This is a genomic window from Rahnella sp. BIGb0603 (assembly GCF_024808755.1).
In the GTDB taxonomy this organism is placed as follows: domain Bacteria; phylum Pseudomonadota; class Gammaproteobacteria; order Enterobacterales; family Enterobacteriaceae; genus Rahnella; species Rahnella contaminans.
Map to the genome: position 1 here is coordinate 309,472 of NZ_JANUEX010000004.1, position 23,038 is coordinate 332,509.

The 23,038-nt window shown below is 52.5% G+C and carries 19 protein-coding genes and 1 riboswitch; of the genes, 8 read left to right on the plus strand and 11 right to left on the minus strand.

The features are described 5' to 3' along the window. Positions 1 to 10: 10 nt before the first annotated feature. From ftsL to leuO, 8 genes are all read right to left on the minus strand, one after another. Positions 11 to 331 (minus strand): cell division protein FtsL, encoded by a 321-nt coding sequence (gene ftsL / locus M2403_RS12810; protein WP_152325136.1) that lies wholly within the window; start codon positions 329 to 331, stop codon positions 11 to 13. Continuing rightward, positions 328 to 1,269: a 16S rRNA (cytosine(1402)-N(4))-methyltransferase RsmH gene (gene rsmH / locus M2403_RS12815; RefSeq protein WP_152325137.1), complete on the minus strand. Its 942-nt coding sequence runs from the start codon at positions 1,267 to 1,269 to the stop codon at positions 328 to 330. The genes ftsL and rsmH overlap by 4 nt, the downstream gene beginning before the upstream one ends. 2 nt (positions 1,270 to 1,271) lie before the next feature. Beyond that, positions 1,272 to 1,730, minus strand: coding sequence for a division/cell wall cluster transcriptional repressor MraZ (mraZ, locus tag M2403_RS12820; protein ID WP_104923345.1), 459 nt, complete (start codon positions 1,728 to 1,730; stop codon positions 1,272 to 1,274). Positions 1,731 to 2,437: 707 nt separating this feature from the next. Next, complete coding sequence (gene cra, locus M2403_RS12825) at positions 2,438 to 3,442, minus strand: catabolite repressor/activator (RefSeq protein ID WP_152325138.1); 1,005 nt, start codon at positions 3,440 to 3,442, stop codon at positions 2,438 to 2,440. A gap of 167 nt (positions 3,443 to 3,609) precedes the next feature. After that, positions 3,610 to 4,101 (minus strand): acetolactate synthase small subunit, encoded by a 492-nt coding sequence (ilvN, locus tag M2403_RS12830; protein WP_152325139.1) that lies wholly within the window; start codon positions 4,099 to 4,101, stop codon positions 3,610 to 3,612. A 2-nt stretch (positions 4,102 to 4,103) separates the two neighbouring features. Continuing rightward, complete coding sequence (ilvI, locus tag M2403_RS12835; RefSeq protein ID WP_165058993.1) at positions 4,104 to 5,822, minus strand: acetolactate synthase 3 large subunit; 1,719 nt, start codon at positions 5,820 to 5,822, stop codon at positions 4,104 to 4,106. Between the two features lie 419 nt (positions 5,823 to 6,241). Next, positions 6,242 to 8,038 (minus strand): long-chain fatty acid--CoA ligase, encoded by a 1,797-nt coding sequence (locus M2403_RS12840; RefSeq protein WP_259229431.1) that lies wholly within the window; start codon positions 8,036 to 8,038, stop codon positions 6,242 to 6,244. A 290-nt stretch (positions 8,039 to 8,328) separates the two neighbouring features. Further along, the gene (gene leuO / locus M2403_RS12845; protein WP_152325142.1) at positions 8,329 to 9,276 is read right to left on the minus strand and encodes a transcriptional regulator LeuO; all 948 of its coding nucleotides are present in this window, start codon (positions 9,274 to 9,276) and stop codon (positions 8,329 to 8,331) included. A 748-nt stretch (positions 9,277 to 10,024) separates the two neighbouring features. Between leuO and leuA the strand changes: the two genes are divergently transcribed. From leuA to leuD, 4 genes are read left to right on the plus strand one after another with little or no spacing between them, the layout of a single operon-like run. After that, on the plus strand, positions 10,025 to 11,614 hold the full coding sequence (gene leuA, locus M2403_RS12850) for a 2-isopropylmalate synthase (protein WP_152325143.1): 1,590 nt from the start codon (positions 10,025 to 10,027) through the stop codon (positions 11,612 to 11,614). A gap of 2 nt (positions 11,615 to 11,616) precedes the next feature. After that, positions 11,617 to 12,708, plus strand: coding sequence for a 3-isopropylmalate dehydrogenase (gene leuB / locus M2403_RS12855; protein ID WP_152325144.1), 1,092 nt, complete (start codon positions 11,617 to 11,619; stop codon positions 12,706 to 12,708). A 1-nt stretch (position 12,709) separates the two neighbouring features. Then, positions 12,710 to 14,110, plus strand: coding sequence for a 3-isopropylmalate dehydratase large subunit (gene leuC, locus M2403_RS12860; protein WP_101075152.1), 1,401 nt, complete (start codon positions 12,710 to 12,712; stop codon positions 14,108 to 14,110). A gap of 10 nt (positions 14,111 to 14,120) precedes the next feature. Further along, on the plus strand, positions 14,121 to 14,723 hold the full coding sequence (leuD, locus tag M2403_RS12865) for a 3-isopropylmalate dehydratase small subunit (protein WP_152325146.1): 603 nt from the start codon (positions 14,121 to 14,123) through the stop codon (positions 14,721 to 14,723). A 60-nt stretch (positions 14,724 to 14,783) separates the two neighbouring features. Here the strand turns inward: leuD and M2403_RS12870 are convergent, their stop codons facing one another. Together M2403_RS12870 and sgrT are read right to left on the minus strand one after the other, a co-directional pair. Beyond that, a complete protein-coding gene (locus M2403_RS12870; RefSeq protein ID WP_152325147.1) occupies positions 14,784 to 15,947 on the minus strand; it encodes an MFS transporter in 1,164 nt (387 codons plus the stop codon). Between the two features lie 260 nt (positions 15,948 to 16,207). Continuing rightward, positions 16,208 to 16,393, minus strand: a complete 186-nt coding sequence (sgrT, locus tag M2403_RS12875; protein ID WP_165058988.1) for a glucose uptake inhibitor SgrT — start codon at positions 16,391 to 16,393, stop codon at positions 16,208 to 16,210. Between the two features lie 101 nt (positions 16,394 to 16,494). On the opposite strand from sgrT, the gene sgrR reads away from it, so the two are divergent. The 4 genes from sgrR to thiQ all read left to right on the plus strand — a co-directional run bounded on the left by sgrR (position 16,495) and on the right by thiQ (position 21,761). Beyond that, positions 16,495 to 18,156, plus strand: coding sequence for an HTH-type transcriptional regulator SgrR (sgrR, locus tag M2403_RS12880; RefSeq protein WP_152325149.1), 1,662 nt, complete (start codon positions 16,495 to 16,497; stop codon positions 18,154 to 18,156). Between the two features lie 40 nt (positions 18,157 to 18,196). After that, positions 18,197 to 18,451: riboswitch (TPP riboswitch) on the plus strand. A gap of 43 nt (positions 18,452 to 18,494) precedes the next feature. Continuing rightward, complete coding sequence (gene thiB, locus M2403_RS12885; RefSeq protein WP_152325150.1) at positions 18,495 to 19,478, plus strand: thiamine ABC transporter substrate binding subunit; 984 nt, start codon at positions 18,495 to 18,497, stop codon at positions 19,476 to 19,478. Further along, a complete protein-coding gene (thiP, locus tag M2403_RS12890; protein ID WP_152325151.1) occupies positions 19,454 to 21,064 on the plus strand; it encodes a thiamine/thiamine pyrophosphate ABC transporter permease ThiP in 1,611 nt (536 codons plus the stop codon). The genes thiB and thiP overlap by 25 nt, the downstream gene beginning before the upstream one ends. Beyond that, positions 21,048 to 21,761: a thiamine ABC transporter ATP-binding protein ThiQ gene (gene thiQ / locus M2403_RS12895; RefSeq protein ID WP_217153859.1), complete on the plus strand. Its 714-nt coding sequence runs from the start codon at positions 21,048 to 21,050 to the stop codon at positions 21,759 to 21,761. Before thiP ends, thiQ begins: the two co-directional genes overlap by 17 nt. Here the strand turns inward: thiQ and M2403_RS12900 are convergent. After that, entirely contained in the window at positions 21,751 to 23,007 is a 1,257-nt protein-coding gene (locus M2403_RS12900) for a nucleoside permease (RefSeq protein WP_259229435.1), read from the minus strand. The two genes, thiQ and M2403_RS12900, sit on opposite strands and share 11 nt — an antisense overlap. Positions 23,008 to 23,038: the final 31 nt, after the last annotated feature.

Consider the following 23,038-nt stretch of genomic DNA (forward strand, 5'->3'; position numbering starts at 1 on the left):
CGTGCGCATTTTAAGGCTGAACCACAATAATTTCTTGAGATGGATCAACGTGCTGCATCTGCAATTTCTCCGTTGCGATGCGTTCTACCCGGCTGTGATCGCCGAGAGCGTTCTCTTCGAGGATCAGGTTGCGCCATTCAATGTCCAGCGCATCCCTTTCCAGTACCAGTTGTTCACGTTGCGCCGTCAGTAAACGCGTACGGTGCGCCGTGGTCACAACGAATATTGCGCTGACCAGAACGGCGATCAGCAGAATCATTGGGATCTTGCCGTTGCGAAGAATATCGCTGGCAATGACTCCCACCAGTCCGTGGCGTTCGTTGCCAATCACGCGCTCGTTCTCTCAGCAAAACGCAGAACAGAACTGCGGGCCCGCGGGTTCTCCGAAACTTCCGCTTCGGACGGCATCATTTTTCCAACAGATTTCAGCGAACGCCCACCGAGTTCAGCGATCTGCGCTTCGGTCATCGGGATACCCGCCGGAACCTGAGCGCCACGGCTGTGCTGGCGGATAAAGCGCTTCACGATACGGTCTTCCAGCGAGTGGAAGCTGATCACGGACAAACGCCCTTTTGGTGCCAGAATTTCCAGCGCGCCGTCCAGCGCACGTTCAATTTCTTCCAGCTCGCTGTTGATGTAGATACGGATCGCCTGGAAACTGCGCGTAGCCGGATGCTTATGCTTTTCACGAAACGGTGAGGCATTCGCAATCAAATCCGCCAGTTCTTTGGTACGGGTCATTGGCAATTCACGGTTACGCTCAACAATTGCGCGCGCGATACGCTTCGCGAAACGCTCTTCGCCAAACGTTTTCAATACCCAGGTGATGTCCTCTTCTTCCGCTTTCATCAGCCATTCTGCGGCTGAATAACCCCGGGTTGGATCCATACGCATATCCAGAGGTCCGTCGCGCATGAAAGAGAAGCCGCGTTCGGCATCGTCCAGTTGCGGTGAAGAAACACCCAGATCCAGCAGCACGCCATCAATTTTGCCTTCAAGGCCACGATCCCGTACATACTCTGCAAGATCGGAAAACGGTCCGTGAACAATCGAGAACCGTGAGTCTTCAATAGTTTCTGCGGCTTTGATCGCCTGTGGATCGCGGTCAATCGCCAGCAAGCGTCCGTCCGGCCCAAGCTGGGACAGAATCAAACGTGAATGGCCACCACGGCCAAAAGTTCCGTCTATGTAAATGCCGTCCTGTCGAATGTTGAGGCCGTTGACGGCTTCATCCAGCAAAACGGAAGTGTGTTTGTAGTTTTCAACCATGCTTATAATGACAAGTCCTGTAATCTCTCAGAAAGCGGTTCCTGAGACGATTGTTCAGTGTCGATGTCTTCCTTAACTTGTTGATACCAGGTCTGTTCATCCCACAGCTCAAACTTGTTGAACTGTCCAACCAGCATCACTTCTTTTGCGAGCCCGGCGTGCTGACGCAGTGTGGTTGCAATCAGTAAACGCCCGGCATTATCCATCTGACATTCACTGGCATGCCCGAGTAAAAGGCGCTGAATACGGCGCTCGACGGGGTTCATGCTCGACAGACGGGACAATTTTTGTTCGATTACTTCCCATTCAGGGAGGGTGTAAAGGAGGAGACATGGGTGATGGAGGTCTATGGTGCACACCATTTGACCTTGCGATTCTTCGCTCAGCAAATCCCGATAACGGGTGGGTACGGCAAGTCGCCCTTTGCTGTCGAGGTTAACCATCGTCGCGCCACGAAACATGACCGATCTACCCCTCTGTGACCCTTTTCACCACTTTCCCCCACAAATTCCCACAGAAAAGAGTTTACGGATGGTTTTAAAACCTTGTCAAGCCAGAGCAGAGGCGGTTTGGCAATATTTACGCAGCTAAACGAAAGCACTGCGCAGTGTCGTGAGGTGTTTTAGAGGAGGGATAGAAAATAACGTCATGATTAGTTGAAGAAATTTCGCAGGGTTAATAATTTCGTTTAAAAAAAAACCAAACTGAACATTATTTAACTATTTATATTCTTCTGCTATCTAACTCTCATTTCTTGACCGGTTTGCCATAAAAAAAATCATTCTCAATTTTTTTTTGGCTATCACTGCTAAATCATCATCATTTTGTCTGCCAGCCCGCATGGCATAAGCCTTTGAGGCGTTTTAAAAACCATCAGCGTTCTTCAAAACCCATGCTGAGGGAAATTAAGCGGGGAATTCTACAGGACTTTTGCTGGCAGCATTAACGTATTTTAGAAATTGATTAGGAGGTTTATATCGGCAACGGAAGCGCGAAAACATTTCTTAATAATTCAGTTGTCTGGGAATGCTCCTAAATTACCCATTCATCTCCTATGGGAATTTTCATAATTGTATTATCCACAGAATAAGCCGAATTACTGAAAAAGAGATTGGAGCGTGCGGGGAGGATAGTGACGGGCACTCAGGAAGAATGCCCGTTGCGGTGTTTACTTGCGACTCAGACGGCCACGGCGGAACAGATTACGGCGGATTCGCGTCAGTCCGGCTTTCGGTTTCTTCGGCTCATCAAGACAAGCCAGCACCAGCTCCAGCACGCGTTCAGCCACGTCACGATGACGCTGAGCGACCGCCAGAACAGGACATTCGAGGAAATCTAGCAGCTCGTTATCGCCGAAAGTCGCAATCGCCAGATCCACCGGCAGACGCCCTTCGGTTTTCAGCGTCACGTCCATCACGCCCTGCAACAGCTGGAACGACGTGGTGAACAACGCCTGCGGCATCGGGTTGGTTTTCAGCCAGTCGGCGAAAACAACCGCCGCTGATTCGCGATCGTACGCATTGGCGTACAGATATTTTGGCTGGCGTGAATCTTCTGCCCACGCCTGGCGAAAGCCCTGCTCGCGCAGGAAACTCACGGAAAGCTCCGGCAGTGCGCCGAGATAGAGTACTGACTCAGCCGGGAATGTGCGCAGTTCCTGCGCCAGCATCAGGGCGTCGTCTTGATCAGCACCCACGACGCTGATGAAATGCTCAGGATCCAGCGCACGGTCGAGCGCAATGATCGGGAAATCATCGTTGGCCCAGCGTTGATAGAAAGGATGCTCCGGTGGTAATGACGTGGAGATAATTATCGCATCAACCTGCCGCTGAAGCAGATGTTCGATGCACCGCATCTCGTTATCCGGCTGATCTTCAGAACAGGCGATCAGCAGCTGATAGCCGCGCTGACGGGCCTGACGCTCGAGGAAATTGGCGATTTTGGTGTAGCTGGTATTTTCCAGATCGGGGATCACCAGACCAATTGAACGTGTACGGCCGGCACGCAAACCTGCTGCCACCGCATTTGGGTGATAGTTATGTTCCTTCACGACAGCCATGACTTTTTCGACTGTCTTATCGCTGACACGATACTGTTTCGCCTTGCCGTTAATGACATAACTGGCCGTCGTACGCGAAACGCCCGCTAACCTCGCGATCTCATCCAGCTTCACTGAGAAAACCCCTTAATAAAGATAATGCTTTATCTAACCGCAGAAGCCCCTGCCGGGCAAGGTGTTTTACCGAATCGCTTCACCTGACTCGCAAAAAAGAAAGCCCAACGTAAGGGTTGGGCTTTCAGTGAGCAGACAAATGTTACATCTTGCTGATTATTTACACTTTAACGCATGATCTTGTCGCCGCGTGAAACACCGACCACACCGGAGCGCGCCACTTCCACAATTTCTGCCACATCACGGATGCTGGCTAAAAACGCATCAAGTTTGTCACTGGTTCCTGCAAGCTGAACGGTGTAAAGCGTGGCGGTGACATCGACGATCTGGCCGCGAAAAATCTCGGTAGAACGCTTCACTTCTTCGCGGCCATAACCGGAAGCCTGTACCTTCACCAGCATGATTTCACGTTCAACGTGCGCGCCCTGGATCAGTTCAGTTACACGCAGTACGTCAACCAGCTTATGCAGCTGCTTTTCGATTTGCTCCAGCACCTTGGCATCACCGACGGTCTGAATCGTCATGCGGGACAACGTCGGATCATCGGTCGGGGCCACGGTCAGGCTTTCAATGTTATACCCACGCTGAGAGAACAGGCCGACTACGCGGGACAACGCGCCCGATTCGTTTTCCAGTAATACTGATAAAATCCGGCGCATGATCAGGTCCTCTCCGTTTTGCTTAACCACATTTCGTCCATCGCACCGCCACGGATGTGCATCGGGTAAACGTGTTCTGTTTCATCAATGCTGATATCGACAAATACCAGACGATTTTTCTGTTCGAGTGCCAGCGCCAGTTTGCTTTCCAGCTCTTCAGGCTTACGGATAGCAATACCCACATGTCCGTAAGCTTCCGCCAGTTTGACGAAATCAGGCAGTGACTGCATGTAAGACTGGGAATGGCGGCCGGAATAAATCATGTCCTGCCACTGTTTCACCATGCCGAGATAACCGTTGTTCAGGTTGACGACAATCACCGGCAAATCGTATTGCAGTGCGGTAGAAAGCTCCTGGATATTCATCTGGATACTGCCGTCACCAGTCACACAAATCACGGTTTCATCCGGCAGTCCAAGTTTGACACCCAGCGCAGCGGGCAGGCCAAAGCCCATCGTGCCAAGGCCACCGGAGTTGATCCAATGGCGCGGTTTGTCGAACTTGTAATACAGCGCAGCAAACATCTGGTGCTGGCCGACGTCAGACGTCACATACGCCTCGCCTTTGGTCAGACGATGCAGCGTTTCGATAACCGCCTGCGGTTTGATGGTGCCGGTATTTTTGTCATAGCTCAGACATTCGCGCCCGCGCCAGTTCTCAATATTCTGCCACCAGTCACGCAGCGCATCGAACTCCTGCTTCTCATCGCTTAGCGCCAGCAGTTCCAGCATCTGAATCAGCGTCTGCTTCGCATCGCCGACAATCGGGATGTCCGCATTAACTGTTTTGGAGATAGAGGTCGGGTCGATATCAATGTGCATGACCGTCGCATTCGGGCAGTACTTCGCAAGATTGTTGGTGGTCCGGTCATCGAAACGCACGCCCACACCGAAGATCAAATCCGCATTGTGCATCGCCATATTAGCTTCGTACGTACCGTGCATACCCAGCATGCCGAGGCTCTGACGATGCGTGCCCGGGAACGCCCCCAGCCCCATCAGGGAACTGGTCACCGGCAGATTCAGTTTCTCAGCCAGTTGCAGTAATTCAGCATCACATTCAGAGTTGATCGCGCCGCCGCCGACATACAGCACCGGTTTTTTCGCGTTCAGCAGAGTCTGAACCGCACGTTTGATTTGGCCGCGATGGCCCTGCACGGTCGGGTTATAGGAACGCATCGTGACCTGCTCAGGATAGGCGTAAGGCAGCTTGATTTGCGGGTTCACCACGTCTTTCGGTAAATCGACCACCACCGGACCAGGGCGGCCGGTTGATGCCAGATAAAACGCTTTTTTCAATACAGTCGGAATATCTTCCGCGCGTTTTACCAGAAAACTGTGTTTCACCACCGGACGGGAAATCCCCACCATGTCGCATTCCTGGAACGCGTCATACCCAATGAGTGAACTGTGTACCTGGCCGGATAGCACCACAAGTGGAATGGAATCCATATAAGCCGTGGCAATACCGGTGATAGCATTGGTTGCGCCAGGACCGGAAGTCACCAGCACCACGCCCACATCGCCCGTGGCGCGCGCATAACCGTCTGCCATATGAACAGCACCTTGTTCATGTCTCACCAGCACATGATCAATCCCACCGACCGTATGCAGGGCATCATAGATATCCAACACCGCTCCGCCGGGATAACCGAATACGTGCTTAACGCCCTGGTCGATTAACGACCGGACGACCATCTCGGCTCCTGACAACATCTCCATGGTTTTGCCTCCAGGCTTTTTGCTTCTTTTATAGGATGACTTTTCTTTCAGCTAGCTGTTCTATCAGGCAACGATTTAATGATAATTCGCTGAATTTTAGGACTTTCTTTCGGGCTTAAAAAACCCTGCTGTTCTTATTGGCGTTCACGAATCTAACTCAGTACCTTAGCGTCAGAACCTGAGTCAGGCAAACGCCAAAAATTGTCCGGAACTGTTGTTTTTTTGCCTCACGCTGCCTTCACTCGCCCGTTCGGGACAAAACACTGCCTGTGTGCGGGAACCAGTCAGAAATATCAGGAAGGTCGGAAAAATTACAGTATTAAATTATGTCCGGGGCTGACATAGAAATCAGGAGGAAACCGGCAAACGGGCGTCTGCCGGTCTTTTTAGCAGAAAAGCGGTAAACGGCAGGTTCGCAGTTACTCGTGATAAAGCTGATCAATTTCCTGCTGATAGCGGCTGAAAATGATCTTCCGTCGCAGTTTGAGCGTCGGCGTCAGCTCACCGGCTTCCATCGTGAAAGGTTTGGTCAGTAGCACAAACTTTTTCACCTGCTCAAAACCGGCCAGATCGTGCTGGATTTCACGCAACTGATGCGCAAAGAGCGACAGGATCTGTTCGTTTTTCACCAGCCCGTCGCGGTTGAAATAATCAATGTGATGCGCCTGTGCATACATGTTCAGCACATCAAAATCCGGCACGATCAGCGCGGAAACAAAATGCCGTTCATCGGCAATTACCGCCGCCTGTTCAATGTAACGATCCTGCACCAGCGTGCCTTCGATCCGTTGCGGCGCGATGTATTTCCCGCCCGACGTTTTCATCAGATCTTTGAGACGTTCAGTGATGAATACGTTGCCCTGCTCGTCCATTTTCCCCGCATCGCCGGTTTTGAACCAGCCATCAGCGGTAAAACTGGCGGCAGTTTCAGCTGGCTTATTGAAATAACCCCGCAGCAACGTCGGGCCGCGCACCTGGATTTCATTTTCATCCCCAATGCGCACTTCGATCTCAGGCAACGCCGTTCCTACAGATCCAAAACGAAAATCTTTTTCTTCCCAGCAGGTCACCGTTGCGCAGGTTTCCGTCAGGCCATAACCGTATTTAATGTGCAGCCCGAGAGATTCGAAAAACAGAATGACATTGTCATCAAGGCTCGCACCGGCAGCAGGCAGAAAACGCAAATTCCCGCCGAGTAATCCACGCAGCTTTTTCAGCACCAGCTTGTCCGCCAGAAAATGAGCCGGAGAAAGCCAGAACGAATAACGTTCGCCGCGACGTTCCGTCAGATACTTTTCTTTGCCCTGCGCCACCGCCCAGTGGAAAAGTCGTTTTTTCAGCGAGCCCGAACGCGCAACTTTATCGTGGATCGCGCTGAAGACTTTTTCATAGAAGCGCGGAACGGCGCACATGACCGTTGGTTTAACTGCCTGCAACGCATCGCGAACCAGATCGGTTTCCCGCAGGAAAACATTCTGCGCGCCGGAGTGGAGCACAAAAAAACTCCAGGCCCGTTCAAAGACGTGCGCCAGCGGCAGAAAACACAGCGAAACATCGCTGTCCGAAATGCTCAGGCGTTCTTCATGTTGCCGGAGTTGCGTCGCCATGCTGGTGTAATCGAGCATGACGCCTTTCGCCTCGCCGGTGGTGCCCGAGGTGTAAATCAGCGTGAATAAATCATCCAGATCGCTGGCATTGACGCGGACTTCACGTTCGGCAGAAATCAGCCGGTCTTGAGGAACAAGTTGGGAAACGTGCCGGGCCATCGCGATACCGCGCAGGTCAACGCTGCTGTCCAACACAAAAATATGTTTCAGCTGTGGACACAAATCGCGCAAGGCAACCGCCGCGTCATACTGTTTCTGGCCCACAACAAACAGAATGCGGATATCGGCATCATTGAGCACATAAGCCGACTGGGAAGGCGTATTCGTTGCATAAATGGGCACGGTCACGGCACGTAACTGGAGGATCGCCAGATCGGCGATGGCCCACGCCATGGAGTTATTTCCGCAAATCGCGATGCGTTCCTGAACACTCACCTGTTCCTGCAATAACACGTCGGACAGGGCATCCACTTTTTCGCCAAGCTCGCGCCAGGTCAGGGAGGTTTCTGTCGCAGGGGACCATTCACGGAAAGCAATCTGCTCAGCACGGGCACTGATTTGCTGGCGAAAACGGGTAATCAGATGATAGTTATTTAAGGTTGGATTCATTGAGTGTTTGTACCGGCATCCAGCGTAATCAGGAAAGGAGGAGGATCTGACTGCATAACGTCATTACAAAAATTTAACGCAGTCTACCGGCAAACCGTGCACGGTGAAATTAAATTGTGGGTGCGCAACGCGCTTTTGGAAAGGGAAACGGACGTTTTTTATTGCAAAAAAAACCTGCCTGTTTTTAACGAGGTTAAAAAAACAGGCAGGATAAAAAACTCCAAAGAACTTCATAACCAGCCACTTTTACTTCAGCCTAAGCCTCAGTAAAAGTGTGATTCGTTGGCTTACTACAAGGACAGAACGCATTGGCTTAATAAAGATTTCATCCACATATTCCCTTTATCTTTGCTGGAAGATTCATGCCAGGAAAGGTAGCAGGTCAGATGATTCTTCATCCACGGCAGAGGGATCACGGATAAATTGAGCATTCCGGCATTTGATTGTGCCAGCCAGCGCGGAACCAGGGCGACCATATCAGTCTTAGACACAATTTCCATTACGCTGAAAAGATCGGTTCCCTGATAAGTAATTAGAGATTGCAACTCAGGATCGTCGTAATAAGCCGAACTGAAGGAATAGAAACGATCCAGAACCATCACGGCGTGTTTTTCTTTCAGATATTTTTCATCTGACATATGCGGGCTAATACGCGGATGATTTTTCGCGGCGACCAGAACGAGTTCGTCATTAAATAATGCCTGATTACAAAAATCGGCACGCTCAAATTTACGATAACTGATCATAAACTCAATATTCTGGTAACGCAGCTGATGCTCGATATTATCATTGACGATGGTCTGCAATTTGATGCTGACGCCGGTTGATAATGTATCAATGGCATTTAAAACCTGAGACGTCAGGCGTTTATCCAGCGGGCTGCAAATCGCCACATTAAACTGGCGCATACTGATATTGGGGTCAAAACCGGCACCGGGCAACTCATTCATGACCAGTTGCAAAGCCTGGCGGACAGGTCCGAAAAGTTGGCGGGCGCGCATGGTGGGCTGAATGCCACGGCCATAACGCACAAATAAATCATCATTGAACATCACTTTCAGCCGGGCTACTGCATTACTGACTGCGGGCTGGGACATTCCCAGCATATTGGCAGCACGGGTAATATTCTGTAATTGCATTACAGCATCGAATACCGTGAGTAAATTCAAATCCACATTACGAAGATGTGTTTCGGCTTCCGGCTGCTTAGTTTTAATTTCTGTAGTGATATCTGACATGAAGTTCTCCATCAAAATGACTCCAATAAAAGGAGTCATGACGTTAATAACTTGCTTTATAAAAACAGGACTTGGAGGAATATCAGACCTGCAGAAACAATGACCGGTAATTCCGTGAAATTTCATCATGTTAATTAGGAAAAGATATAGAAACGTCTTTCCTAATAATCATAAAGGGAAATATGAATCTCACTTCCCCCTTAAAAACTGATGATATAAGACAATAAAATAGTTGGGTAAACAACATGCGAAAAATGAATAATAAGTTAAGCAAAACTACATCATCCCTAATCTCCTGTATTAGAAAGGTAATTTAGCTCGCTGTTTAAAACTGGTGTCTCTTTTTGGCCTTTTTATATACGCAGAGCGAGGGAAAAAACCGCAAAAAGCTTTGCGCCGGACAGGCTCCGGCAACCAGTCTTTTATGCTAAATGAGACAAAATATCATTTGCAAGGTTTTTCGCGATTTCCACACAGTGAAGGTTGACATACAAAGGACATTCCCGTATCACTTTAGGCACTGTTTGGACGATATCCGTTCTTACCACCCGATTATGAGAAGCTGAAAACATGTTCATGATTACCCGTCTCCTAGGCCTACTACTCAACGCAGAAAATTTGCGCGGTAAGCCAGTGGGCGAAAATCACAACTGATTTTAACTTCCACAGACAATAAACCCGCGCCGATGCGCGGGTTTTTTTTTATCTCCCCGCAGGGCGCGAAAATAAAACAGACAAGGAATAACCCATGAGCGAGCAAGTCATTATTTTCGATACCACACTGCGTGATGGTGAACAGGCGTTACAGGCCAGCCTGAGTGTGAAAGAGAAGATTCAAATTGCAATGGCGCTGGAAAGAATGGGCGTGGATGTCATGGAAGTCGGCTTCCCGGTCTCTTCTCCTGGCGATTTCGAGTCTGTACAAACCATCGCGCGCCAGATTAAAAACAGCCGTGTTTGCGGTCTGGCCCGTTGCGTAGACGGTGACATTGATGCCGCAGCCGAAGCGTTGCGTGTGGCCGAAGCGTTCCGTATCCACGTCTTTTTGGCAACCTCTACCCTGCACATTGAATCCAAACTGAAGCGCTCGTTTGATCAGGTACTGGATATGGCGATTCACTCCGTGAAACGCGCCCGTAACTACACCGATGACGTTGAATTCTCATGCGAAGATGCAGGCCGTACGCCGCTGGATAATCTGTGCCGCGTCGTAGAAGCTGCGATTAAAGCCGGTGCGACCACCATTAACATTCCTGATACGGTCGGTTACACCACGCCGGTTCAGTTCGGCGGCATCATTACTAACCTGTACGAGCGCGTGCCTAACATCGATAAAGCGATTATCTCCGTTCACTGCCATGATGATTTGGGCATGGCGGTCGGTAACTCCATCGCCGCCATTCAGGCCGGTGCGCGTCAGGTTGAAGGCACGCTGAACGGTATCGGCGAACGCGCCGGGAATACCGCGCTGGAAGAAGTGATCATGGCAATCCGCACACGCAGCGACTACATGAACGTTCATACCAACATCAATCACAAAGAAATCTACCGCACCAGCCAGATTGTCAGCCAGATTACCAATATGCCTATCCCTGGCAACAAAGCGATTGTCGGGTCTAATGCGTTCGCACATTCCTCCGGTATTCATCAGGACGGTGTGCTGAAAAACCGCGAAAACTACGAAATCATGACGCCGGAATCTATCGGTCTGAACCAGATTCAGCTGAACCTGACTTCCCGCTCCGGCCGCGCGGCCGTGAAGCATCGTATGGAAGAAATGGGCTATAAAGAATCCGATTACAACATGGATCATCTGTATACCGCATTCCTGAAGCTGGCCGACAAAAAAGGTCAGGTTTTCGACTACGATTTAGAAGCACTGGTCTTCATTAATAAGCAGCAGGAAGAGCCGGAATTCTATCGTCTGGATAACTTCAGCGTGCAGTCAGGTTCCAAAATTACCGCAACGGCTTCTGTGAATCTGGCCTGTGGCGAAGAAATCATGACCGAAGCCGCCACTGGCAACGGCCCGGTCGATGCTGTCTATCAGGCCATCAACCGCATCACCGGCTATCAGATTGAGCTGGTCAAATACCAGCTGAGTGCAAAAGGTCAGGGTCGCGACGCACTGGGCCAGGTCGACGTTGTCGTCTCCTTTAATGGCCGCCGCTTCCACGGCGTGGGTCTGGCGACAGACATCGTCGAATCCTCCGCACAAGCGATGGTGCACGTACTGAACAACATCTGGCGCAGCAAACAAGTTGAGATCGAAAAACAACGTTTGCAGCAGCAAAGTCAGCAACACAACAACATTCAAAATAATCAGGAAACGGTGTGAACATGAGCAAGACCCATCATATTGCCGTCTTACCCGGAGACGGAATTGGCCCTGAAGTTATGGCCCAGGCCTATAAAGTTCTGGACGCAGTGCGTCAGCGCTTTGGCCTGAAAATTACCACCAGCGAATATGACGTCGGTGGCGCAGCCATCGATAAACACGGCAGCCCGTTGCCGGAAGCCACCGTTGCGGGTTGCGAACAAGCTGATGCCATTCTGTTTGGCTCCGTCGGCGGCCCAAAATGGGAACATTTGCCACCAAACGATCAGCCTGAGCGTGGCGCATTATTGCCACTGCGTAAGCACTTCAAATTGTTCAGCAACCTGCGCCCTGCCCGTCTGTATCAGGGACTGGAAGAGTTTTGCCCGCTGCGTGCCGACATTGCCGCAAAAGGCTTCGACATTCTGTGTGTCCGCGAACTGACCGGCGGTATTTACTTCGGTCAGCCGAAAGGCCGCGAAGGTCAGGGTCAGCACGAAAAAGCGTTTGATACCGAAGTCTATTACCGCTTCGAAATTGAACGTATTGCACGTATCGCGTTTGAATCTGCGCGCAAACGCCGCAGCAAAGTGACCTCCATTGATAAAGCCAACGTGTTGCAGACCTCTATTATGTGGCGCGAAGTGGTCAACGAAATTGCGAAGGATTATCCGGACGTCAGCCTGAGCCACATGTATATCGACAACGCGACCATGCAGCTGATTAAAGATCCGTCCCAGTTTGACGTGCTGCTGTGTTCCAACCTGTTCGGCGACATCCTGTCCGACGAATGCGCGATGATCACCGGTTCTATGGGTATGTTGCCTTCTGCCAGCATGAACGAGCAGGCGTTTGGTCTGTTTGAACCGGCAGGCGGTTCTGCACCGGATATCGCCGGTAAAAACATCGCTAACCCGATTGCACAAATCCTGTCTGCAGCGCTGTTACTGCGTTACAGCCTGGGCGCGGATGACGCGGCAAATGCAGTCGAACAGGCCGTCAATAAAGCACTGGAAGCAGGCCACCGTACCGGTGATCTGGCGAACGGCCAGCAGGCGTTGGGCACCAGTGAAATGGGCGACATTATTGCCCGCTTTGTGAAAGAAGGGGCGTAACATGGCCAAGACTTTGTACCAAAAATTGTTTGATGCTCACGTCGTTTACGAAGCGCAAAACGAAACGCCATTGTTATACATCGACCGCCATCTGGTTCACGAAGTGACCTCTCCGCAGGCATTCGACGGCTTGCGCGCGATGGGGCGTCCTGTGCGTCAGCCGGGCAAAACCTTTGCGACGATGGATCACAACGTATCCACCCAAACCAAAGACATCAATGCGAGTGGCGAAATGGCGCGCATTCAGATGCAGGAATTAATCAAAAACTGTGCGGAATTTGGCGTGCAGTTGTATGACCTGAATCACCCGTTCCAGGGCATCGTTCACGTCATCGGCCCTGAGCAGGGTATGACGTTGCCAGGCATGACCATCGTGTGCGGCGACTCCCATACCGCTACGCACGGTGCATTTGGTTCACTGGCCTTCGGTATCGGGACGTCTGAAGTTGAACACGTTCTGGCGACGCAAACCCTGAAACAAGGTCGCGCGAAAACCATGAAGATTGAAGTCACCGGCGAAGCGCCTGCGGGCATCACGGCGAAAGACATCGTACTGGCAATTATCGGTAAAACCGGCAGTGCGGGTGGTACCGGCCACGTGGTGGAATTTTGCGGTAAAGCCATTGAAGCGCTGAGCATGGAAGGTCGTATGACCCTGTGCAATATGGCGATTGAAATGGGTGCGAAAGCCGGTCTGGTTGCGCCGGATGAAACCACGTTTGCTTATCTGAAAGGCCGCCAGTTTGCGCCGAAAGAGCAGAACTGGGACGCCGCTGTAGAATACTGGAAAACCCTGAAAACCGAAGACGGCGCGAAGTTTGACACCATCGTGACGCTGGACGCCTCTGAAATCGCGCCACAGGTTACCTGGGGCACCAACCCGGGTCAGGTGATGGCCGTTAATCAGGTGATCCCAAATCCTGCTTCCTTTGCCGATCCGGTAGAACGCGCTTCCGCTGAGAAAGCGCTGGCGTACATGGATTTACAGCCGGGTATTAAACTGACCGACGTCGCAATCGACAAAGTCTTCATCGGTTCCTGCACCAACTCCCGTATCGAAGATTTACGTGCTGCGGCAGCGATTGCCAAAGGCCGTAAAGTCGCGACGGGTGTGCAGGCGATTGTGGTTCCGGGTTCCGGTCCGGTAAAAGCGCAGGCGGAAGAAGAAGGTCTGGATAAGATCTTCATCGAAGCCGGTTTTGAATGGCGTCTGCCGGGATGCTCCATGTGTCTGGCGATGAACAACGACCGCCTGGAACCGGGCGAGCGTTGCGCGTCTACCAGCAACCGTAACTTCGAAGGCCGTCAGGGCCGTGGCGGACGCACGCATCTGGTCAGCCCGGCAATGGCTGCCGCAGCAGCGGTCACCGGCCACTTTGCTGATATCCGTGAACTGAACTGAGGAAAACACCATGGCTAAATTTACCCAACACATCGGTCTGGTGGTTCCGCTGGATGCAGCTAACGTCGATACCGATGCGATTATCCCGAAACAGTTTTTGCAGAAAGTGACCCGCACCGGTTTCGGCCAGCATCTGTTCAATGACTGGCGTTTTCTGGATGACGCCGGTCAGGTGCCTAACCCGGATTTCGTGTTGAACAAACCGCGCTACAAAGGCGCGAGCATTTTGCTGGCGCGCGAAAACTTTGGTTGCGGCTCATCCCGTGAGCATGCGCCATGGGCACTGACTGATTACGGTTTCCATGCGGTGATCGCCCCGAGTTTTGCTGATATCTTCTACGGCAACTCGTTCAACAACCAGTTGCTGCCCATCACGCTGAGCGAAACGGAAGTCGACGAGCTTTTCCAACTGGTGAAAGACAACGAAGGCATTCAGTTCGAAGTGGATCTGGAAGCGCAAACCGTGAAAGCCGGTAACAAAAGCTATCCGTTTGTCATCGACAGCTTCCGCCGTCACTGCATGATTAACGGTCTGGACAGCATCGGCCTGACCTTGCAGCACGAAGAGAACATCTCCGGCTACGAGAAAAATCAGCCTGCATTTATGCACTGATTACCGTACGTCAGACATATAAAAACCCGCGAACTTCGCGGGTTTCTTCTTTTAGTGCGGTCAGACGTCTTTGACTTTAAACATCAGGCCAAGCGCCAGAACCGCCAGAACGGTCGCAGCCCAATACACCGGATAATGGCCAAAGTTCTCCACGATCACGCCCTGCAGCAAACCTGCGCAAATCACGCCGGTCGAGATGCTATTGGTGAATAACGTGGTCGCCGAACCGGCGCGTCCCGGCATCAGATCCTGAAAATACAGCATGCCAATACCGGCCACGATGCCAATGAAAATCGCGTTAAACAGTTGCAGGATCATCAGTGCGGCTTTGAACGGGAATGCCACCAGACCGGCATAGAAAATAACCCCGCTTGCCACCGCGTACAACATCAGTTTTCGCTTACCAAAATGCTTAACCAGATAGCCTGCTACCAGCATAGCCGGAATTTCCAGCCCTGCCGCCGTTCCCATCAATAAGCCCGCCAGCCCTTCCGGCAAACCTAACTCGCTGGTGATATATAGCGGCATATCAATGATGTACATGATATTGCACGTCCACATCAACAATGACGCGAAAAACAGCAGACGTACATCTTTGTTCCGCCACGCGCTGACCGGCACGACTTTTTCATCCACCGGTTGTTCAAGGCGTGGCACGGACGGCAGAAAAAACGCAATCATCAGTATGCTGCCGACAAACACCGCGGCCGCACTCAGATACATCGGCGTGAAACCGTAATTCAGCGCCAGCATGAACGACAACGGCGGGCCCAGTACCCACGCCAGTGAGAGCATCGCACGCATCATAGAGCTGAACATGACGACTTCGCTGGATGAACGGTCGGCGTGTTCACGCGCCAGCGCAAACAGCTGCGGCATCGCCGCATTCCCGATGGCCGCCAGCAAAACACCAACGGTGATCAGCACCAGATAATCACGGCTGAAAGCAAATACCAGGCTGTTGCCGATGGCCATCAGGCAGCAAAACATCAGCAATTTGCGGCGGTCGCCTTTATTATCCGAGCGGTTAGCCAGCAGAAAGCTGATCGCAATCCCGGCAATCGCGTTGACGGTATAAAAGAAACCGACCCACATTGGCCGGACTTTCACTTCATTGGTCAGAAACAGGCTAAGCGTCGGCGCCTGCAACGCGCCCGCGACACCACACAGCAAGGACACCACCAGAAAGGTGACATAAATTGCATTAATACGAGGTTTAGACATAACGCCATCCCTGAGAAATGAAAGTCTTACAACGAAACATACAGTGTATACCCAAAACAATTCGAGTTGCAGGAAGGCGGCAATCGCGCGAATCCCGATGAGCTGAAATGAGTCAGTGATTCGGGTGAGCAAGAGCGGCCAACGCATTTGCAGCTCGAAGGGTGAAGGGGACAATCAATAGAAAAAAACCAGTGAGTTACCCCACTGGCTGGTGACATTACACCATTACTCAGAAAATCGAATCCGGCCGCGCCTGCGGGTTATAAATGACGGCGGTATTGCTCATCGTCCTGCGAGGCGATGTCCCACTGCGTCAGGCGGGAGAGAATGTCTAAACGGTATTCCACCGGAACCCATGACAGCCAGTCAGCATGATTTCTGCCCGCATTTCTGCTGACGGCAGCGAAGTAACGCTGATAGAAACGGACGGTTAGCGTGTTTTTCATGATGACCTCCTGACCTTGATGACTGGCTTTCGTTGGAGATCAGTATCGGGGTAATATGAGGAAAGATAAATTGATGAGATTTCCTCCGGAGTTCCTCTTTTATGACCTCGTCCCGTTTGCAACAGCAGTTCATCAGATTGTGGCAAAGCTGCCACGGCGAAGAAACCGAAACCACTTTGCTGGCGTTATCGGAAATCCTGAACTGCTCGCGGCGGCATATGCGATCATTGCTCAGCACCATGCAGGAACAGGGCTGGCTCAACTGGGATGCAGAAGCCGGGCGCGGTAAGCGGTCAAAGCTGACCTTTTTGTACACCGGTCTGGCGCTTCAGCAGCAACGCGCCGAAGAACTGCTTGAACAGGATCGTATTGATCAGCTGGTACAACTGGTTGGCGATAAAAACATGGTGCGCCAGATGCTGTTATCCCAGCTTGGACGCAGCTTCCGTCAGGGCAAACATATTCTTCGCGTGCTGTACTATCGCCCGCTGTTTAATCTGCTGCCCGGCACCATGTTGCGCCGCTCAGAAACACACATCGCGCGACAGATTTTCAGCGGGCTGACGCGCATAAATGAGGAAAACGGGGAAGTAGAAGGCGATCTGGCCCATCACTGGCAGGAAATCTCTGCGCTGCACTGGCGGTTCTATCTGCGTCCGGCTATTCATTTTCATCATGGTCGTGAGCTGGAAATGGCCGATATTATTACCACCTTCGCTCGTCTCAAATCACACCGCTTATTCGGCAATATCGTCTCGGTGATCTCATTAACGCCAAACGTCATCGACATTCATCTGAACGCGCCCGACCACTGGCTGCCGTGGCTGTTCGGGAATATCCACGCGACAATCCTGCCACAGGAGTGGGAGTCGTTGCCCGATTTTGCCCGCCATCCGGTGGGAACCGGCCCGTATGCCGTGGTACGAAATCAGAAAACGCAGCTGCGGATCCGCGCGTTTGACGAATATTTTGGATTCCGGGCGCTGATCGATGAGGTCAATATCTGGGTTCTACCTGAACTCAGTGAGGAACTGGTGCATTCCGGCGTCCAGCTTCAGGCCGATGAATCCGGCAAAAGCGAGCTTGAAAGCCGCCTTGAGGAAGGTTGTTATTTCCTGCTTTTCGACCAGCGTTCGCCGGTCGGCCAAAACGCACAAACGCGCCAGTGGCTGTGCGATTTGTTCAATCCGATTGCGCTGCTCAACGCTGCCGAGCCGGTTTATCAGCGTTACTGGTCGCCGGCGTACGGTCTGTTGCCGCGCTGGCATCATAAAGCGCTGCTTCCCCGCCCGCCAAAACCTGACGGTCTGACGCAGGTCACGCTGACGTTTTATAACGAGCACTCAGAACATCACGCTATCTGCAACGCACTGCGTCCGCTGCTGGCGGCAGAAGGCATTGAGCTGGTGATCCAGATTGTCGATTATGCGGTGTGGTACCGCGGCGGCGTGAAAACCGATCTATGGCTGGGTAGCGCCAACTTCACGTTGCCGCTGGAGTTTTCGCTGTTTGCCTCATTCTACGAACTGCCGCTGCTGGCGTATTGTTTCCCGCAAACGATGAATGAGGACGCCGCGTTATGGCACGCCGGAAAGCTTTCAATTGCCGACTGGAGCCAGAAGCAGATCGCCAGCCATCACATTCATCCGCTGTTTCATCACTGGCTGGTTTTACAAGGCCAGCGCAGCATGCGCGGCGTGCGGATGAACACCCTCGGCTGGTTCGACTTCAAATCTGCCTGGTTCGCGCCACCCGACAGCTAATCGGACTATCGCATTGCGCCGTTAATCTCTAGAATGACATCCGTTCTCAACGGGGTGCCCGAGTGACTTCTTTTGTATTGAAGAATGACCTCGATTTTTAAACGCCGCGAGCGCGTGTTCAGCGGGTGAAGTACAGCGCACAGAAAGCGGAGCGTACACAAAGTACGTGAGCTTTTCGAGCACTGCACGACGCCCGATCAACACACGCGCAGCACGTTTAAATATGGCTGAGACCTGATACCCGTCGAACCTGATCCGGTTAACCCCGGCGGAGGGATTTGAGACTGTGCGATGCTCACTCAAAATCCTTTGCCCCTTTTCTTTTTTGGAGCGCAAAGTTGAAAAAGATATTGTCCTGTCTGCTGTTACTTTCTGCACCTGCCTTTGCTGCAAAACCCGTTCTTACGGTATATACCTACGATTCCTTCTCTGCCGACTGGGGCCCCGGCCCGGCGATCAAAAAAGCCTTTGAGGCACAGTGCGGCTGCGAACTGAAATATGTCGCGCTGGAAGATGGCGTATCTCTGCTGAACCGTCTGCGGATGGAAGGCAAAAACACTAAAGCGGACGTAGTGCTCGGTCTGGATAACAACCTGTTGCAGGCCGCTGAGCAAACCGGCCTGTTTGCCAAAGCACCGAAAACTGATGCTCAACTGACGGTGCCGGGTGGCTGGAATAACACGACGTTTGTGCCTTACGACTACGGCTATTTCGCGTTCGTGTATGACAAAAACAAACTGAAAAACCCGCCAAAAAGCCTCGATGAGCTGATCAACAGCGACCAGAAATGGAAAGTGATTTACGAAGATCCGCGCACCAGCACGCCGGGTCTTGGCCTGATGCTGTGGATGCAAAAAGTCTATGGCGACAAAGCGCCTGAAGCGTGGCAAAAACTGGCGGCGAAAACCGTGACCGTCACCAAAGGCTGGAGCGAGGCTTACGGCCTGTTCCTCAAAGGCGAAAGCGATCTGGTGCTGAGCTACACCACTTCTCCGGCCTATCATATTGTTGAAGAGAAGAAAGATAATTATGCCGCCGCTGACTTCGCTGAAGGTCATTACATGCAGGTAGAAGTCGCGGGTCAGCTGGCCAACAGCAAACAGCCGAAACTGGCTGAACAGTTCATGAAATTCGTCACTACTGAAGATTTCCAGAAAGTCATTCCGACCGGCAACTGGATGTATCCGGTGATCAGCACGCCACTGCCTGATGCCTTCAAACAGCTGACCGTACCGGCAAAATCCCTGCAATACAGCGCACAGGATGTAGCTTCTCACCGCGGCGAATGGATTCAGGCATGGCAGAACGCCGTCAGCCGTTGATCCCCCGCTGGCTGTGGCCGGGCGCGGTGGCGTCACTGGCGATGCTGCTGGTCGCCGCGCTGGCATTAGGCTCGTTGTGGCGTCATGCGCCACAAATAAGCGGCGTGTCTGCGTGGCAGGATCAGTATCTCTGGCACGTCATCCGTTTCACCTTCTGGCAGGCGCTGCTTTCGGCGCTCTGCTCGGTGCTGCCCGCTATTTTGCTGGCGCGCACCCTCTTCCGCCGCCGTTTCCCAGGTCGTCAGCTGTTATTACGATTGTGCGCGATGACGCTGGTATTGCCGGTTTTAGTCGCGGTGTTCGGCATTCTCAGCGTATACGGAAGACAGGGCTGGCTGGCGCAGATTTGCAACTGGCTGGGCGTGGATTACCGTTTTTCGCCGTACGGTTTACAGGGCATTTTGCTGGCGCACGTATTTTTTAATCTGCCGCTGGCAACCCGTCTTTTATTACAGGCGCTGGAAAATATCGCCGTCGAACAGCGGCAGCTGGCTGCGCAGCTCGGGATGAATGCCTGGCAGCAATTCCGCTTTGTGGAATGGCCTGCGATCCGACGTCAGATTTTCCCCGCCGCTGCCCTGATATTCATGCTGTGTTTCGCGAGTTTCGCCACCGTGCTTTCACTGGGCGGCGGTCCGCAGGCGACCACCATTGAACTCGCCATTTATCAGGCACTGAGTTACGACTACGATTTAAGTCGCGCGGCCACGCTGGCGCTCATCCAGCTGTTTTGTTGTCTGACGCTGGTTCTGCTCAGCCAGAAACTCAGCCAGGCGCTGCCGGTCGGTCAGACCCATGCTCAGCGCTGGCGCAATCCGGACGATTCCCCGCTGCGCCGCATTACCGACGGCCTGCTGATTGGTCTGGCTTTACTGCTGATCCTGCCGCCGCTGCTGGCCGTGGTTTTCGATGGTATAAATCGCGCCGCCGTCAGCGTGCTGCAACAGCCCGCGCTGTGGCAGGCTTTATGGACGTCAGTCCGTATCGCGCTGGGCAGCGGATTATTGTGTGTGCTGCTGACGATGATGTTGCTGTGGAGCAGCCGCGAGCTGCGTTTACGCCAGAAAAACGGCTGGGCGCAGGCGATGGATCTCAGCGGAATGCTGATCCTCGCGATGCCGGGCATCGTGCTGGCGACCGGTTTTTTCCTGCTGCTCGGTGATACCACCGGATTGCCGCAATCCCCGTGGCCTTTGGTTATCATGACCAATGCGCTGATGGCGGTACCTTACGCATTAAAAGTACTGGATAACCCGATGCGTGATGTGGCGGAGCGCTATAACCCGCTGTGTATTTCGCTCGATATGCGCGGCTGGCAGCGTCTGCGTTGGGTGGAAATGAGCGCGCTGAAACGCCCGATCGCACAGGCACTGGCATTTGCCTGTGTGCTGTCGCTGGGGGATTTCGGCGTGATTGCCTTATTCGGCAACGAGAATTTCCGCACCCTGCCGTTTTATCTGTATCAGCAGATGGGTTCCTATCGCAGCCAGGACGGTGCGGTCACGGCGCTTTTACTCCTGCTGCTATGCTTCCTGTTATTTACCCTGATTGAGAAATTGCCGGGCCGCCATGCTGACGCTGAATAAACTGACCTACCTGTACGAACATTTACCGATGCGCTTTGATCTGCACATCGCGGCCGGTGAACGTGTGGCGATCCTTGGCCCGAGCGGTGCGGGGAAAAGTACCCTGCTCAGCCTGGTGGCGGGTTTTCTGACGCCGGTCAGCGGACAGATTTTGCTGAACTGTGCCGATCACAGCGCAACGCCCCCGGCCAAACGTCCGGTTTCAATGCTGTTTCAGGAAAACAATCTGTTCTCGCATCTGACCGTACGCCAGAACATGGGACTGGGGCTGCACCCGGGGCTGAAACTCAGCGCGCAGCAAAAGCAGGCATTAGAGGAAATCGCCCGGCAGGTCGGGCTGGAAGATTGTCTGGAACGCCTGCCGTCGCAGCTTTCCGGCGGGCAGCGTCAGCGCGTGGCCCTGGCGCGTTGTCTGCTACGCAGTCAGCCGGTTTTGCTGCTCGACGAGCCGTTTTCGGCACTCGACCCTGCGCTGCGCAGCGAAATGCTGAGTTTGCTGGATAAAGTGTGTGAGCAGCGTAATCTCACACTGCTGATGGTGTCGCACAATCTGGACGATGCGGCGCGGATTGCGCCGCGCACCTTGCTGATTGTGGATGGCAGGATTTTCTACGATGGCCCGACGCAGGCGCTGGCTGACGGTACCGCGCCGGAAGCTAAAGTGCTGGGCATCCGGCGGCCGGATATTAGTGGCTGAGAACCGGTTTGGTGAATTCTCTCGGGTTATGTTTGTACTTAAACGTGAAGGCAAAAACGATCACCAGAACCACGGTATAAGCGGCAAAGGAAAGCCAGATACTTTGCCAGTCTTTCACGCCATCTACCGTAAAGTGATCGACTACATGCCCGCTGGCTATGGCACCGACATACGCCCCGACGCCGTTCACCATCGTCATAAATAAGCCCTGAGCACTGGCGCGGATATTATGCGCCACTTCTTTTTCAACGAAAATCGCCCCTGAAATGTTGAAGAAATCGAACGCGCACCCGTACACCAGCATCGACAACAACAGGAAAATCATCCCACCAAACGACGGATCGCCGAAAGCGAACAGTGCGAAGCGCAGCGTCCAGGCCGCCATGCTGATCATCATGACCCGCTTGATCCCAAACCGGGACAGGAAGAACGGGATGGTCAGAATAAAGAAGACTTCGGCAATCTGGGACATCGACAACAGAATGGACGGATACTTCACCACCAGGCTGTCGTGGAAGAGCGGATCGCGGTAGAAATCATGCATAAACGGGCTGGCAAACGTGTTGCTGATCTGCAGGGAAACGCCGAGCAGCATGGCGAACAGGAAGAAAATGGCCATCTTCTTCTGGCGGAACAACACAAACGCATCAAGCCCCAGCAAGGTCACCCATGAGCTGCCTTTTTTCACGCAGGACGTCGGGCAAGACGGCAGCGTTAAGGCGTACAGAGCCAGCGCCACCGAGATACCCGATGCGATATACAGCTGAATATTGCTGAGCTCAAAACCGGAAAGGCTGATAACCCACATTGCAAAAATAAACCCGACCGTGCCAAACACCCGGACCAGAGGGAAATTTTTCACCGTATCCAGCCCGGCTTTCTCAAGGCAAATATAGGAAATGGTATTGGATAACGCGATGGTCGGCATATACACCATGGCATTAAATAACATCGCAAAGAACATCAGATGAGGCTCTGCAATACCGGCCGCGGTAAATAAGGCAACCGCACCGAAGAAATGACATAGCGCATACAGTTTATTGGCCTTTACCCAGCGGTCCGCAATAATACCGACGATGCCGGGCATAATAATACAGGCAATACCTTTTGCGCCATAAACTAATCCAACCTGAGCCCCGGTAAAATGCAATGTGTTGATCATATAAGAACCCAGCGTAACCAGCCAGGAACCCCAGATAAAGAATTGAAGAAAGAACATAATTTTCAACCGGATTTGTATTGTCATTTTATTTCCTTTCAGGAGAGCATGAACAATG